This window comes from Paenibacillus albidus (assembly GCF_014644435.1).
Taxonomy (GTDB): domain Bacteria; phylum Bacillota; class Bacilli; order Paenibacillales; family Paenibacillaceae; genus Paenibacillus_AQ; species Paenibacillus_AQ albidus.
The window spans coordinates 62,138-77,893 of sequence record NZ_BMKR01000031.1; the positions used below are offsets into that span (position 1 = coordinate 62,138).

General features: G+C 51.7%; 13 protein-coding genes. 7 read left to right on the forward strand and 6 right to left on the reverse strand.

What is annotated here, in order from left to right:
• Window positions 1–499 precede the first annotated feature (499 nt).
• The 5 genes from IEY53_RS25960 (at window position 500) to IEY53_RS25980 (ending at window position 7,661) form a co-directional block, all read left to right on the forward strand.
• The gene (locus IEY53_RS25960) at window positions 500–2,311 is read left to right on the forward strand and encodes a cache domain-containing sensor histidine kinase (protein ID WP_189030157.1); all 1,812 of its coding nucleotides are present in this window, start codon (window positions 500–502) and stop codon (window positions 2,309–2,311) included.
• Window positions 2,289–3,845, forward strand: a complete 1,557-nt coding sequence (locus IEY53_RS25965; protein ID WP_189030159.1) for a response regulator transcription factor — start codon at window positions 2,289–2,291, stop codon at window positions 3,843–3,845. The genes IEY53_RS25960 and IEY53_RS25965 overlap by 23 nt, the downstream gene beginning before the upstream one ends.
• Window positions 3,846–3,972: 127 nt before the next feature.
• On the forward strand, window positions 3,973–4,929 hold the full coding sequence (locus IEY53_RS25970) for an ABC transporter permease (RefSeq protein ID WP_189030160.1): 957 nt from the start codon (window positions 3,973–3,975) through the stop codon (window positions 4,927–4,929).
• A gap of 10 nt (window positions 4,930–4,939) precedes the next feature.
• Window positions 4,940–5,842, forward strand: a complete 903-nt coding sequence (locus tag IEY53_RS25975) for a carbohydrate ABC transporter permease (protein WP_189030162.1) — start codon at window positions 4,940–4,942, stop codon at window positions 5,840–5,842.
• Between the two features lie 76 nt (window positions 5,843–5,918).
• Window positions 5,919–7,661, forward strand: coding sequence for an ABC transporter substrate-binding protein (locus IEY53_RS25980; RefSeq protein ID WP_189030164.1), 1,743 nt, complete (start codon window positions 5,919–5,921; stop codon window positions 7,659–7,661).
• A 381-nt stretch (window positions 7,662–8,042) separates the two neighbouring features.
• Here IEY53_RS25980 and IEY53_RS25985 read toward each other — a convergent pair whose 3' ends face one another.
• The 5 genes from IEY53_RS25985 to IEY53_RS26005 form a co-directional block, all read right to left on the reverse strand.
• Complete coding sequence (locus IEY53_RS25985) at window positions 8,043–8,234, reverse strand: hypothetical protein (RefSeq protein WP_189030166.1); 192 nt, start codon at window positions 8,232–8,234, stop codon at window positions 8,043–8,045.
• 161 nt (window positions 8,235–8,395) lie between these two features.
• Entirely contained in the window at window positions 8,396–8,722 is a 327-nt protein-coding gene (locus IEY53_RS25990; RefSeq protein ID WP_189030168.1) for an L-rhamnose mutarotase, read from the reverse strand.
• 148 nt (window positions 8,723–8,870) lie between these two features.
• A complete protein-coding gene (locus IEY53_RS25995; protein ID WP_189030170.1) occupies window positions 8,871–10,031 on the reverse strand; it encodes an ABC transporter permease in 1,161 nt (386 codons plus the stop codon).
• Window positions 10,024–11,199, reverse strand: a complete 1,176-nt coding sequence (locus IEY53_RS26000) for an ABC transporter permease (RefSeq protein WP_189030172.1) — start codon at window positions 11,197–11,199, stop codon at window positions 10,024–10,026. The genes IEY53_RS25995 and IEY53_RS26000 overlap by 8 nt, the downstream gene beginning before the upstream one ends.
• A 15-nt stretch (window positions 11,200–11,214) precedes the next feature.
• Window positions 11,215–12,150 (reverse strand): ABC transporter ATP-binding protein, encoded by a 936-nt coding sequence (locus IEY53_RS26005; RefSeq protein WP_189030174.1) that lies wholly within the window; start codon window positions 12,148–12,150, stop codon window positions 11,215–11,217.
• 289 nt (window positions 12,151–12,439) lie between these two features.
• On the opposite strand from IEY53_RS26005, the gene IEY53_RS26010 reads away from it, so the two are divergent.
• Window positions 12,440–13,603 (forward strand): sensor histidine kinase, encoded by a 1,164-nt coding sequence (locus IEY53_RS26010; RefSeq protein ID WP_189030176.1) that lies wholly within the window; start codon window positions 12,440–12,442, stop codon window positions 13,601–13,603.
• A gap of 37 nt (window positions 13,604–13,640) precedes the next feature.
• Window positions 13,641–14,291, forward strand: a complete 651-nt coding sequence (locus IEY53_RS26015; protein WP_189030178.1) for a response regulator — start codon at window positions 13,641–13,643, stop codon at window positions 14,289–14,291.
• A 38-nt stretch (window positions 14,292–14,329) separates the two neighbouring features.
• Here the strand turns inward: IEY53_RS26015 and IEY53_RS26020 are convergent, their stop codons facing one another.
• Window positions 14,330–15,106, reverse strand: a complete 777-nt coding sequence (locus tag IEY53_RS26020; protein WP_189030180.1) for a hypothetical protein — start codon at window positions 15,104–15,106, stop codon at window positions 14,330–14,332.
• Window positions 15,107–15,756 lie beyond the last annotated feature (650 nt).

Genomic DNA, 15,756 nt, shown 5'->3' on the forward strand with positions numbered 1-15,756 from the left:
CTATTACCTGTATACCTTTGTTCTGCTCCCCATTCGTTACCCTAGAACACTGCGGACCCTACAGCCCTTATTATCTCTATTTGGCGTGTCCGGCCGGGTTTACGGACCGTATTGCTCTTATTGCTTGTTTAACCGGCATATATGGAGCGGAATTCCGTCAATAGGTGCAGCTGAGTCCGTAAGCCTGGCGAAACCGTGGTTACTTTGATAATAAGCGCACCTGGATCCGTTTCCGCTTGCTCGACATCTCAATGGCCCCCTTAGAGCCAATGAATCCCGGATACACCTTTTCCGCGTAACCTCATCTTATTATCTTTATAGTCCTGGCCCCGCAAATTGTGTTAAACCCTAATTATTATAGATAGTCAGGAGTCTGATCGCTCTTTTTTGCATAAATCAGGACAATGAATGCCAAATGGGTCACATTCATAGGACCTTTCTTTAGCTATATACTCTACTGTAAGCGTTATCATCACATTTTATGGAGGTGGTCCTGTTTGTGTACAACCGTATTATCACCTTTCTGAATGATTTGAAGCTCCGAACCAAGCTATTCCTGTCTTTTGGCTGTGTCGTTCTGATTCCCGTATTAATCGTTGGTGTATTCCTGACAAGTGAATTGCGGAGAATGGCGCTGGACAACGCCTTGGAGCAGATTAAGGCCAATGTGGACCGGGTCAAGAAACGCACGGGGGAAACGCTCAGCATCCCCATTGATATCTCTTACCGCCTCTCCAATGACAGCCGCCTGGAGGAAGCGGCCAACCGCCGCTATGAGTCGGTCTACGATGTGGTTCAGGCCTACTGGGATTACCCGGATTTCCGGGAATTCGTACGTTTGTACAGAGAGGTATCCAGTGTCCGTATCTATATCAACAATCCAACGATTCTGGATAACTGGGAGTTCCTTCAGGCGGATGCAAGCGTCACAGCTGCCGGCTGGTACCAGAATGCTCTGGCCCATAAGGGCCTGATCTGCTGGAACTACATTAAGGACAGCCGGGACGGCAAATATTATCTCAGCCTGATCCGCAAAGTGGATTTTCTAAAGGAGCGTACAAGCGGAATTCTCATTATCAATGTAAATACCGACCGGCTGAATGCCATCCTCGAACAGGAGGCTTTTGAAACGATCATTGTGGATGAGCATGATCATATCGTTGCCTCCAACCGTGCGGACACGCTGGGCAAGACACTGGATGACATTAACTTCAAACCTCATACTTCAAGAGCCGCTGCCGGACAAGGTCCCTACGATGTGACGATCGATGGCCATTCTTCCAAAATGCTGATCGACGATTGGCATCCGGGGGCGAGTCTGAACAGCCTGCGGATTATCTCGATTTTTTCTGTAGACAGCATCGTCCAGGAACCGAACCGGATTATTACTCTCGCTTTTTCAGTCATTCTGTCGGCTTTGATCCTGGCGATTCTGCTGATCTATTATTTCTCCAAGCTGCTCGCCGGGCGGATGCTGCATTTAAGCAAACATCTCTCCAAAGTGGCCTCCGGGAATCTCGGTGTGACCCTGGTCATTGATGGCAAGGATGAAATCGGACAGCTCGCCAGACAGTTCAACCACATGGTAAGGAACATTAATGATCTGATGAGCGAAGTGCAGGAAACGAACCGGCAGAAAAATGCCATTGAACTTAAGCAGAGCGAGATCAAGTTCAAAATGATGGCCAGCCAGATCCATCCTCATTTCTTGTTTAATGCCCTGGAGACCATCCGCATGAAGGTCCATCGTAGGGGGCATGCAGATATAGCCCATGTAGTACGGCTGCTGGGCAAAATGATGCGCAAAAATCTGGAGGTCGGCAACGGCAAAATCTCGCTGCAAAGCGAACTGGAGACGGTCAACTGCTACCTGGTGATCCAAAAATTCCGATATGATGACAGGCTTGCCTATGAGCTGGAGGTAGACCCCAAGGCTAATCGGGTACAGATCCCGCCTTTGATTATCCAGCCCTTGGTGGAGAACTGCGTCATCCATGGCTTGGAGAACCGGATCGAAGGCGGCATGATCCGGGTTGAGGTATGGCTGGAAGAGCAGCAGCTTAAGGTACAGATTTCTGATAATGGCGCGGGGATCTCCCCGGCGCGTTTGCAGGAGATCCACCGGATGCTGGACCACAAAGAGGATTATGAGACGCACAGCATCGGGCTGCGCAATATTCATTTGCGGCTGCAATTAACTTATGGTCCGGCGTGCGGACTGACCCTGGCAAGTCAGCCTGGATTTGGAACACAGCTCAGCTTTGCTATTCCCTTAAGGAGTGATGCCAATGTACAGCGTGTTGATTGTTGATGACGAGCTCTCGATCCGCGAAGGACTTACCGGCCTGATTGATTGGAACAGCCTTGGCTACCAGGTGGTGGACACAGCAGCCAACGCTATAGAAGCCAAGCACAAATACGAGCTGCATACCCCCGATCTGATGATTGTCGATATCCGCATGCCCGGTAAGGACGGCCTGGAGCTGATCGAAGAACTACGGGCCGCCGACCCGGACATGCATATGATCATTCTGAGCGGCTATGCCGATTTCGATTATGCCAAACGTGCCTTAGCCTACGGCATAGATAACTACCTGCTCAAGCCTGTAGATGAAGATGAGCTGCAGGCTTACCTGGCCAGACTGTCTACTGAATTAAAGGAGCGGGTAGCCGGCCACAGAAAAAGCGCTGCCGTCAAAGAATGGAGCCGCGAGATGCTGGTGCAGTCCATTCTGCTGGAGACGAGCCCCCAGTCGCCGCCTGCTTGGGCGGCAGCGGTACATGAATCCGGACTGCTCTGGGATTCGTATCAGATCATCCTGATCCGGCTGCTGCTGCAGGACCATGCGGATAATGGCCCTTCGACAGCCGTAAAAACCAGGCTTGCCACAAGCTTCGAGGAACAGAACTGGGGAATGGTGTTCTCTTTGGACTCCTACCTCGGCGTGCTGCTGCGGCCTTCCTTCCAGAAAGAGCTGGTCCGCAAGCTGATGGCAGCGGATATCCGGGCTGCCGTGGCCGCTCACGGGCTGGAGTGTTTGATCGCCGCCGGGAATAGGGTTGAGCAGCTGGAGGAGCTCCCTTCCTCCTACAGCTCAGCGCTGGCCCGGATGAAGGATCACTTTTTTTACGATGAGTCCGGGATCATTGGTCCGGATTCCCTGCAGCTGAAGAACAGGTTCCCGGGAACTCCAGCCGATGTGGAGAGCGGCCTTGCGGCCGTTATCGACAGGCTGTATTTTGCCATCGATATTGGCAGCGCCGACCTCCTTTCTCCTCTGGTAGAGGAAGCGGGGAGAATTATGGTTGCCGCAGATCTATCGGAAATGGCTGTGAAATCGCGTTATGTGCGGATGGTGACTTTTCTCTTGAACAAACTCTCGCAGCATTACAAGGAACCAGGCTTTTCTGGCAGCCGGATGGATGAGCAGCTCCAGCAAATCTACCGTTACACTTCTCTGCCTGAGCTGCAGCGTTATATTACCCGGCTGCTTCTGGACTCTATGGATGGAATCACACGTGACGATATGGACGTTATGATGAAAAAAATGCTCGATCTCATTCACCGCCATTACGATCAGAACCTGAAGCTGGAGACCCTGGCGGATGTATTCAATTACAGCAGCGCTTATCTGGGCAAGCTTTTCAAGAATATCACCGGGTATTCCTTCAACAGCTATCTGGATAAAGTCCGTATTGAGCAGGCCAAAACGCTGCTGGATCAAGGACGGAAAATCCATCAGGCTGCAAGCGAGGTGGGGTTCAGCGATGTCGATTATTTCCGTGAGAAATTCAAGAAGATCGAAGGCATTTCTCCCTCGGTGTATCGTAAACACTCCAACTGATCCATTTCGATTTTCTGAAAACGCTTACGAAAAAAGCTGATTCCCCCCTGTTTTTTAGATGAAATTGTCGGGTGGTTCCGGGATACCCCATTGCTTATGATAGTTCCATATAGAAGGAGGGACAGAGATGAAAGCGATTACCACCAAGGTTCAACCTGGACCCAAGAAACCAAAATCCAGCTTTTGGCCAACTTTTCTGCAGCAGAAATACCTCTATATGATGGCAATTCCTTTTGTGCTCTGGGCGTTCGTATTCAGCTATCTGCCTTTATGGGGCTGGACCATGGCCTTCCAAAAGTACAAACCGGGCAAGTCCTTTTTCGAGCAAAAATGGGTCGGCTTCCAGTACTTCCGGGAACTGTTCCAGGATGAGCAGTTCTTCAATGCCCTGCGCAACACACTGGCCATGAGTATCATGGGCCTGCTGGCCGGGTTTATCATCCCGATTATTTTCGCCGTTCTGCTGAATGAGCTGCGCTTGCAGGTATTGAAGCGTTTCGTGCAGACGGTCTCTTATCTGCCCCACTTTGTATCCTGGGTGGTAGCTGCAGGGATCATTACCAAAATGCTCTCCACGGACAACGGCGCGGTGAATGATCTGCTGCTGAGCCTCCACATTATCAGTGAACCGATCCAGTTCATGGCCAAAGGCCATCTGTTCTGGGGCATCGTTACAGCATCGGATGTCTGGAAGGAAACCGGATGGAACACAATTATCTATCTGGCGGCCATCTCGGGCATCGGCCCGGAGCTGTATGAGGCGGCCAAGGTGGACGGAGCAAGCAGGCTCCAGCAGGTGCGCAATATTACACTACCTGGCATCCGGACTACGGTTGTCATCCTTCTGATCATGTCGATCGGGCATTTAATCAGCATCGGATTCGAGAAGCAGTTCCTGCTGGGCAACAACCTGGTGCGCGACTACTCCCAGACGCTGGATCTGTATGCGCTGAATTACGGGCTGGGGATGGGGCGTTTCTCCTTCGGGACTGCCATTAATATTTTCAACTCCGTGGTGAGTGTGATTCTGCTCTTCGTCGCCAACGGTATTTTCAAAAAAATAACGAAGGAAAGCATCATTTAGGGGGGTCACTATGTCAAGAAAAAAACTGACCGCTGCGCCCTGGTCGGACCGCATCTTTGATTTGGTAGTTTATGTTGCGATAACGATGGTCACGATTGTCACGCTGTATCCTTTTCTGAATGTGCTGGCGATCTCATTTAATGATTCCACGGACAGCATCAAGGGAGGCATTACGATTTACCCCCGGGTCTTCACACTCAAGAACTATGAGACGATCTTCGCCTATTCCGGGCTGATGACCGGGCTCAAAATATCCATTCTGCGTACGGTTACCGGGACGATACTTGGACTCATCAGCGCTTCCATGCTGGCCTTCACCCTGAGCCGGGTGGACTTTCAGGCCCGCAAGTTCGTCTCCACCTTTCTCGCATTGACGATGTATGTTTCGGGCGGGCTGATTCCCTTTTATATCTTAATCAAAAATTTGGAGATGATGGGGACCTTCGGCGTATACGTACTGCCCAGTCTGGTGAGCGCTTTCAATGTGTTTGTAATCCGTTCCTTTATCGACGGACTGCCATACGCCCTGCAGGAATCCGCCAAGCTGGACGGGGCCAACGATTTCACGATTTATTGGCGGATTATTCTCCCGCTGACCAAACCGGCGCTGGCTACCATCGCCTTATTCCTGGCCGTAGGCCAGTGGAATGCCTGGATCGACACCTACCTCTACAACGGTTCCAAGGATACGCTGACCACCCTGCAATATGAGCTGATGAAGGTTATCCAGAGCACAACGACCAACGCCGATACCTTTCGCGGCCGCAATATGACCCAGGTCATGGCGCAAATCTCGCCCGAATCCGTCAAAATGGCGATTACCATCGTAGTCACCGTGCCTATTCTTCTCGTTTACCCGTTCCTGCAGCGTTATTTCATCAAAGGTATGACCCTGGGTTCGGTAAAAAGCTAGTCCTGTTTACGGTATCGGCAGGCGGGGCCTGTGTATACAATACATTCTTAATCAGAAAAAGGGAGGGTTTCTATTCATGACAAGAAAAACAGCAAAACCGTACGTGATGCTGATGGTCTTGACCTTGTCTCTCAGTGTGCTGGCAGGCTGCAGCGGCTCCAACAACACTACGAACACGGCCGGCAATGAAGGCGGCCAAGCTGCAAATGGCGGGAACACGACGGCGGAAAGCACGGCGGGAGCCGAGGATTTAAGTCCGCTGACGCTCACCTTTTTCGCAGAAGACCCGAATCCCAATTGGAACAATATGAAGGACGATATCAGCAAAGTGATCACGGAGAAAACAGGAGTCACGTTGGATGCCGAGTTCGCCGTCGGCGACCCGCAGCAAAAAATCGCCCTGATTGCCGCCGGAGGCGAATATCCGGACATCATCTCGGCCAAAGCGGATATCGGCAAGCTGGTCGATGCCGGAGCGGTGATTGATCTGACCGACCTGATCGACAAACATGCGCCTAACATCAAACGGGTACTGGGCGACAATCTGGCCCGGGCCAAATATACCAACGAAGACCAGTCCATCTACGCCATCCCGACGTGGGCTGCTGTGGACGAGAAGAAGTTTGTGGCGGGCGGCGGATTCGAGCTGCAGCACCGGGTGGTCAAAGAAGCCGGGTATCCGGAAATCCGCACCGTGCAGGATTATGAGAATGTGATTAAGGCCTACCTGGAGAAGCACCCTACTGATGAGAACGGCAACAAAAACATCGGGGTATCCCTGAATGCCGATGACTGGCACATGTACATTTCGGTCACCAATCCCGCTGTAGCAACTACAGGCGGTTCGGATGACGGAGAATATTTCATTGATCAGGAGACGCATGAAGCCACTTATCACTTCCGCCGTCCCGAGGAAAAAGAATATTTCCGCTGGCTCAACCATATGAACGATATCGGCTTGCTCGACAAGGAAAGTTTTGTGCAAAAATACGATCAGTATAAAGCCAAAGTGGCTACCGGACGTGTACTCGGGCTGATAGACCAGGATTGGGATTATAATGATGCCCAGCAGGCCTTGAAGACAGCAGGCAAATACGATCAGACCTACGGCCATTATCCTGTAACCCTCACAGAGGAATATAAAGAAACCAGCTTCTGGCCAACCGGCTTCATGGGCGGATACGGCATCTCGATCTCTACTACCAATCCCGATCCGGTCCGCACCATCAAGTTCCTGGACTACCTGGCCTCGGACGAAGGGCAGATTCTTAACAACTGGGGAATCGAAGGCAAACATTATGTTATGGAGAACGGCAAACGTGTCGTGCCTGCCGAGGTTCAGGAGCGCATCAACAACGATAACACTGCATTCACGAAAGAAACCGGGATCGGCTTCTATTGGAATATGATGGTTCACTACGGTGACGGCGCCAAAGACTCTACCGGCAACTATTACACCAAGAATTTCCCGGAGCAGCTTATCCTTGGATACAGTGATGTTGAAAAAGAAACCTTGGCTGCTTACAAAGCAACGACCTGGAAGGATTTATTCCCGAAAGAAGAGGAATTTAAGGAAAAAGCCTATGGCGCAGCCTGGAACATTGCAATTCCGGGCGAAGATGAGGTATCCATATTGGGCAACAAGATGCGGGATATTACGTGGAAACGCATCCCGGAAGCCATTCTGGCCAAACCGGCCGATTTCGATAAGATCTGGGATGCCTACATGGCTGACCTGGAAAAAGCCGGCGTGGAGAAAATGGAGCAAGGCTACACCAAATATGTACAGGACCGTGTAAAGCTGTGGACTGCTGAATAACAGCAGCGTTGGCCAAAGGGGCTGCCCCATAAGCCATAAAATGGCTGTTTGGGACAGTCCTTGCTTTTTGGAGTGGAATAGACGCAAATTAGAATAGGCTCAACTCCATAATCAGCGGTTGACTTGGTCCCGGCAACAACTCGTCACCGGGATCGGCTGCGCAAGGAAGCGGACTCAGGGGATCTTATTTGAGGCAACGAAGGGTGTTGTCCTTTTATACGGACACAGGTGCTCTTATTGTATGATCTCTAGCCCAAAACAAGGGTCAATGGATCATTTAGCGGCCCCTGAGTCCGTTTGACCAGAAAAATGACCTTATTTCGCGAAATAACGTTTCTCCGGTCCGTTTAGTCTGTAAACAGCTTATTTTTAGATTGAGCCTTAAAATATCCATAACAAAATACCAATAATAACAGCGCTAACCCCAAGAACAATGAGCAGGTCCAGGAGTTGACTCCATAGACCCGGAACTCCCCGGGTATGGAGTTGGTTCTGATTGACATCGAACTTGGCTTTTTCAGCGTCAGGGTCCGGCAAATGTCCAAACGGATTGTTCAGATTGTTATTGTCCATACGTCCGCCTCCCTCATGTGAATTTTCATTAAATATAACATTATTATACAATAAAAAACCCTTTAATCAGCTTTCCTCTGATAAAAAGGGTTTTTATTGGGATAAATCCAGTGTTGTGTCAGATTCCTGGTGTACACATATTCTTCCAGCTTGGGCAACTGCTACTTCAGGTAAAATACCTCGCGAAGCGGCTCCATCGGCGTCTCTTCATTGAAATCGAAAGACCCTTCAACCATCTTCGAGGTAATCGCATTCCAGCGGTTGCAGGCTTCGCTCTTGGCGATATAGGCAAATGCCGCCTCGGTGTCATCACATTCAAAGCAATAAAAAAATTGATTGCCGTTCTGAAAAATTGAATAATTGCGGATGCCCGCTTTGGTGTGCTCCTCCAGAATCTCCGGCCAGGGCTCCAGGTGCATAGCCACGTATTCTTCCAGACATTCCGCCTTGACCCGCCAGGTCCAAGCCAGTTTGTTACTGCCCTTCATCTTCCCATCCTCCTAATCGGCTGTTTATTGATACCGTTTTCACATACTCTAAAGTATAACATGTTTTCAAAAAAAAGTGCTCTCCTGAAACAGAATCCGTTCCAGGGGAACACTTTTACATAACTTGAGCATAAATCATGTAACCTGACTACGCGTTAATCCCCGCTTCGCTTGGACGCAGGATCGCAGAACCGATCGCAAGCAGCACTGCGGCCATCAGGCCCAGGATGGCGAAGGGCAGCCACAATTCATTCCAGCCCCCGCCGGTGGCGGCAATATCTACCGCTTCAAGCGCCCATTTCTGCGGTACAAAATTCGCGGCCTTCTGCATATAGTCCGGCATGATGGAGATCGGCCAGAAACAACCGCCCAGCATACAGGTCGGAGTCAGAATGAGCATGTTGAGCATCCCGGCATTGTTCGGATTGCGGATTAGTCCAGCCACTGTGCTGGCGATTCCCATCGACACCAGCATAAAAGCCGCAAGCACCAGGAAATACAGATAAAGCGGCAGCTCGTAATCATACCGAAGGACAAAACGCCCCAGCAGCAGCACAACGACGATCTGAATCAGTCCAACCATAAAGCTGCCAAGAAAATTACCGATCGCAATCTCATAGGCGCGTACCGGAGCACTGAACATACGCATCATGGTCCGGCCCTTGCGGTCGTCCAGAATGAGCGAGACTGTGCTGGTGACCAGTGCCATCAGGAACATCAGCGTCATCCCGGTGACTACACCCAAGCCTTCCCGGGGATAAAGGTTATAGTCCGTCCTTACACTCCCCACAGTATGCTGCTCCACCGTCTGCAGAATCCGGGATAACTGGGCCTCCTGATCGCCGCCCCCCGGCTGAACCGCGGCAATCCCGGCAGCCGCAGCCTGCATTTTATCGGCGATAGCCTTCATCTTCATATTAAGCATGACAGAAGCCTCGCTTGTTTTTAGCTCATACATACGGATTAAGGGCCGTTGACCTGCGAGCATATCGGCGGTGTAGCCCGTAGGAATCCACAGACCTGCCTGACCTTTTTGCCCTGTAATGTCATCTTTTAATTCCTGCTCACCGGCAGTCTGTATCAGCTTATATTCGCCCGTACGCTCCAGCTCGGCCAGCAAATGTTTGCCTGCAGCCCCTTGATCACCGTTCCCGTAAAGCACAACTGTCGGTTCTTCCCCGGCTCCCCCGCTGATGGCCACAATTCCGGCAATGACGAGACAAGGAAATAGGATATAGATCAGGATTCCCTTGCGGGAGCCAATCGTCCGTTTCATCATATGCCAGGCAATTGTCCATATTTTATCCATGGTAACCCACCTTCCGGTAAGAGAATATCGCTGCTGCGAACAGAGCCACGCAGATCAAGGAGAGCACCAGCAGATTCGGCAGAATCTGTGCCAGCTCCGTATGCAGCATCATCTTCAGAATAGCCTGCAGAGCCCAATGATTAATGGTGAAGACTCCCGCCGAATTCACCCACGCTTCCGGAAGTGGCGCCATCCCGCCGCTGATGAACGTCATCCCTACAATAATTACGGTAATTACACTTCTGGCACTGGCTCCTGTCTTGCTGAAAAGAGTAATCACCACTGATAATGTCAGCGAAGCGATGATAATCAGCAGGCAGAACAAAATCAGCAGCAGGGGACGGTTCCCCCAGTCCACTCCGAACAACAGATTCGTCAACACAATCAAGGTAGTGCCCTGAAAGATGGTGATGACCGCTATCCCCAGCATTTTGCCGATGAACAGCTGCGATGCCTTAACCGGCATGGAGCTTAGCCGGAAAAGGGTGTGGTTCTCTTTTTCATTGAACAGGGAGATCGTTACTGTCAGCCCGGAGTAGAGCAGGAACATCACGGTCATCGACACGGCATAAAATTGAGAAGCTGTATAACTGCGTCCTCCTTTTCCCAGTTCACCCAGTTGGACGGAGTCCCCCTCCACCCCAGGGGCAGCGGCGGCAGTCAGCACTGCCGGTCCCAGAACCCGCATTGCCGATTGAGTGTAATTCAAGGTGTCCAGAAAATTATCAAATACCGTTCCGGCCACAAGATTATCTGTGCGGTCCTTTCCGAGAATGAACTCCAGCTGCGCTTGCCCGCCGCTTCGTACTTTCTCGTCAAACCCGGGCGGAACAATAACGGCATACCCGTATTTTCCGGTCCGCAGCCCGCTCTCCGCCTCTTCGCGGCTCTCCGTTTCCAGCGGAATCAGCTGCTCTTTCAGCTCCGGCAATTTCAACAGCTCGGCAAGCATCCCCGAAGCTTCACTGCCGCCGCTGTTGGTCGGATTCACAATAGCGACACGTACCTGCTCAATGGATGATGGTGCCTTGCCACCCATCACACTGGAGAGCGAGGAGCCCAACAGGAAGATCAGCACCAGCGGCAGCAGGAACATATTCAGCAGATTAGAGCGGGAACGCACCAGCCGTCGCAGCTCGTAAGCCATAATCGTTAATATAGTTTTCATCCGGTTTCTCCCCCTCTAGTCCCGCAGTGTCCGTCCGGTTAAGCTAAGGAACAGCGTTTCCAGATTCGGCTCTTCTACGCGCAGCGAGGAGATAACCCCATCATGCTTGGCAAAAATAAAGAGGATATCCTGCAGCCCTCCTTGCGACGAAGGCAGAAACAGAACCAGTTCATCCCCTGTGATTTCTACACGGGTAATCCGGGGATGTTGTCTCAGTTCCTCCAGCAGCGCTTCTGTAACACGGGTGGCCTTGACTACTATTTTTTCCTCTTGGGCGACCCGCTCCCGCAGTTCCTTCTCCGTGCCGCAGGCAATGACATGACCTTTATCCATAATGGCGACCCGGTCGCAGATTGCCGCAACCTCCTCCATATAATGGCTGGTATAGATGACGGTTGAACCGAGCTTGTTCAGCGCTTTGACGGATTCGAGTATATGATTGCGGGACTGCGGATCAATCCCCACCGTCGGCTCATCCATAATAATCAGCTTCGGACGGTGCATAATCGCACAGGCAATGTTCAGCCGCCGCTTCATCCCGCCCGAGAACGTGGATGGCTTGTGCTTGGCCCGGTCGGCAAGGCCTGTGAATCCCAGCGCTTCCGCCACTCTCTCTTTAAGCAGCGCCCCCCGCAGACCTTGCAGCTTCCCGAAGAAGGTTACATTCTCTTCCGCCGTCAGTGTATCGTACAGAGCCAAGTCCTGCGGCACAAGCCCTATTCTTTTTTTGATCTCCAGAGGGTTCGCCGCTACGGACAGGCCATCAATCAGAATTTCACCGCCGTCGATCTTGAGCAGTCCGCAGATCATGCTGATTGTTGTGCTTTTACCCGCCCCGTTCGGGCCGAGCAGGCCAAAGATCTCGCCTTCCTGAATGCCCATATTCACGTGGTCCACCGTTAATTTCCCGTCATACCGCTTCACCACATCGGTTAATACCACAAGTGCCATCTTACCAACGCTCCTGTCTGCTTTCGTTTCTTTGTCCTCATTGTAGCGCAGCCAAGGGAAACATGAAGGTCCTAAAGGTCATTAATGGAAGGTGACTAAAGTCATCTCCTGCTGCGCCAGACGATTATGCTAAGATAACAAGAAGAAACGGCTTCGCCGTCCTCTGGAAGAGGAGGGTATCCGTTTCTCATAGAAATATAAGACTGATTTATGGCGTAGAACATATAAACCCTTATATTTTTAAACAGACACCTCCGTTGGAAAGCTGACGGGATGAGGGGGCGGGAAGATGACCAGAGAGCTGACCCTGCTGCGGTACGGATTAATTATTATCCCTGCGGCGGTAAATATATATATTTATCCATATGACAACCTCGGCTTATACACGCTGCACTGGCTTCTGCTGATGCTTCTGGCGACGTTGAATAGACAGCTGCCCGGTCCACTGCACCCGCTGCTGAGCGGCATTGAAGTGCTGTTCACCGCCTGGCTGTGCCACCAGTATGGCTTCCTGATGATTTTTCCGGCCATTTCCGCTCTGCTGTTCTATGCTTTGCTTCGGCCAAAGGCCTTGTCGGCCGTCTACACCTGCGCCCATCTGCTGGCCTTGAACCTGGCTCTTCAGCATCTGGAGCCGCTCGGGCGGGCTTCCCTGAATCTTACCTTTCTGCTGGCGGTGTTCCTGGTCCATCTGCTGCACAAGGCCAGCCGCGGACAGGAGCAATTGCTGGAGGTATATGATGAGCTGCGCAAAAAACATTTTGAACTGGAAGAAACCCGGGTACGGCTGCTGCAATTCACGGCCCAGGTTGAGAATGCCGCAGAATCCAAGGAGCGTGTACGTATTGCCCGCCAGCTCCATGACGATATCGGCCATCGCCTGATCCGGATTAAAATGATGATGGAGGCTGCGATCCATACGCTGCCCTCCGCTCCCGAAACTGGCATGCAGCTGATGGGCCAGATTCGCGACCAGCTTGCCGCCAGTATGGACGATATGCGTGCGGCTGTGAGGCGCATCAACTATGCTCCGCAACTGGAGGGCGCCTATGCCCTGGACCGGCTGCTGGAGGAGACGGGCCGGGATACGGGAATTATGACTTCCTATAAGGTGGAAGGCCTGCCTTTTGCGCTCTATCCCAGCGTTTTGGTTGTCCTCTATAAAAATGCCCGGGAAGCAATCACAAATGCCTTGCGTCATGGACAGGCTTCAGAGGTTCAAATTCTTGTAAGGTATACAGAGGGCAAGGTGACGATGGAGGTCAGTAACAACGGCCGTCAGCCTGAAGGGGAAGAAGGGTCCAGGCTCCAAGCCAGCGGCGGGATGGGCCTCACCGGTATGACAGAGCGTACCCGGATCATCGGCGGGACGCTGGAGGTGCGGCTGGAACCGCAGTTCATGGTAGTAACGCAGTTGCCCGTTTACCAGCCGGCGGCAAGGACATTATCATAAAAGGAAGCTGTTATTGTGCAGCCAAGGAGTGGCTTAGGTGAAGGTATTGATTGTTGATGATGACTCTTTTATCCGCGAGAGCTTGAAGGTACTGATTGGAATGGATCCGGAGCTGACGGTGACAGGTACGGCGGGAGACGGAAACGAGGCTCTGGCGCAACTTATGGAAGGGCTGGAAGCGGATGTGGTATTGATGGATATCCGTATGCCGGGCTGCGGCGGAGTGGAAGGTACGGCCCGTATCAAGGAGGTCTTCCCGCAAATAGCCGTGCTGATGCTGACCACCTTCGACGATGACGAATATATTATTGAAGCGCTGCGCAATGGAGCCAGCGGCTACCTGCTCAAGAATATTCCCCCGGACCGGATTATTCAGGGTATCAAAACGGTATATGAAGGCAACATGCTGATTCATCCCGATATTGCGCGGAAGCTGGCTTCCTTCCTGCAGCCGGCCGCCCATTCCGCTACGGCGGAATCACAGCCGCTGGAGGGATACGGGCTGACCAAGGCGGAGCTGGCTGTTGTCGCCGCCATCGCAGAAGGGCATTCCAACAAAGAAATTGCCGCGAAGCTGTTCTTGAGCGAAGGCACGATTAAAAACTACATTACCGATATTCTAAGCAAGCTGGGTCTGCGCGACCGCACGCAGATCGCTATATTTTATTTGAAAAACGGACACGGATGAGTCCTGTGGGTGTTGGTAAACCTACCTCAGCTACGAACTCACTTCAATGAGGAAGAGTTGGCTGGTTTGGAAGCCGCAGCCCTGTCATTGAACCATTGCTGAAGCTCCTTAATGGATGCCGTCTGATAAATCAGGCCTTCCCTGTCGAACACCAGCAGCATGGGCAGTTGGCTTATCCCCAGCCCCTGCTTATAGTCCACAGCCTCCCCGGGCCGGTGCTCCACCCAGGAGATTCCTCCCGTAAAGGCGCCCGGGACCTCGCGCCCGAAATCCAGCTCATCCACCTGCGGTACCGTTCCTTCGTCGTACAACACGACGGTATGGATGCTGCCGTTGCTCCTGGCGAGCAGCCACTTCAGCTTCTCGGTACGGGAAATATGAAGGCGTGTGAGCCGATCAGCGGTTACCGCCAGCCGTTCCCCGCTTTGCTTCTGTACCTGGGGCACTGACGACACCTTAAGCTTATCCCCGATTCGCAAATCTCCCGGCTGGATGGGAAGGCCCTCCTCATCTTCAAGCAAAACCTCGTGATCCAGGGTCACTTCTACGGAATGCATCATATCCTCTCTTGTCCCCGTCTGATTATGACGGTTAATCCAATCGGAAATATTCAGTGAGATCACCCGCCGCTGTGAGTTCAGGGAGAGAACATAACCTGTCATTTCCCGGTCGCTGAATTCGGATGCAGCGGCATTCACCGGATCAGGCGTTGCCGAGGGTTGCGTATTACATCCCGTCAATATTAAACCTCCAAGCACCAGCAAAGGCACGGTTTTCCACAGCACAGCTTTATATTGGATTTTTCGTGGGTTCATTCTCCTGTCATTCGCTCCTTCCAGACTCTGTAAGAGGTTATTCTCTTATACAGACGGCTCAACGCTCCCTGATGTTGCGCTTGTGGGACTATCCAGCACCTATTTGAGACGGCGAAAAAGAAGCTCCCGCAAAATCATGAGATGGAGTTGGCTCCAAATTTGTGCTTGCCGTCGGCTGGAACGGGGAACGGGAGGTGGAGGATGGTGGATGGTGGATGAGGAACGGATTAGCTAGTACAGCATCAGTCTTTAAAAGGTGGGAGTAGATGGCGCATTCGAAAGCCACCTCCCGGGCGGCACGCTGTAAGCCTAGGGCGGAGATCGCTAGAGTGCACTTTATACATCAGGATAGGAAAAAGTAGGCTCGTTTTAGGATTTCAATGTATTTGGTGCAGCAGGAACCGCAACATTAGCCGAAAAGTGCCTTATGGCTATCCTTTGAATGTACAAAATACATCATGATGGATGTTTGAGCCTCGTTTAAACCATTCTGATGTACGATATACATTAGAACAGATCGAAAGCTGGTGACGAACGCTAATCCATATCAAACAGCCTTCAGGAATCCCTTATTTTTAATCTGATGCTGTACTAGTACCTTGACCGCGAATAATTTTACCTTTAAGCTCTCCGTATAGAGTCAAATGGGG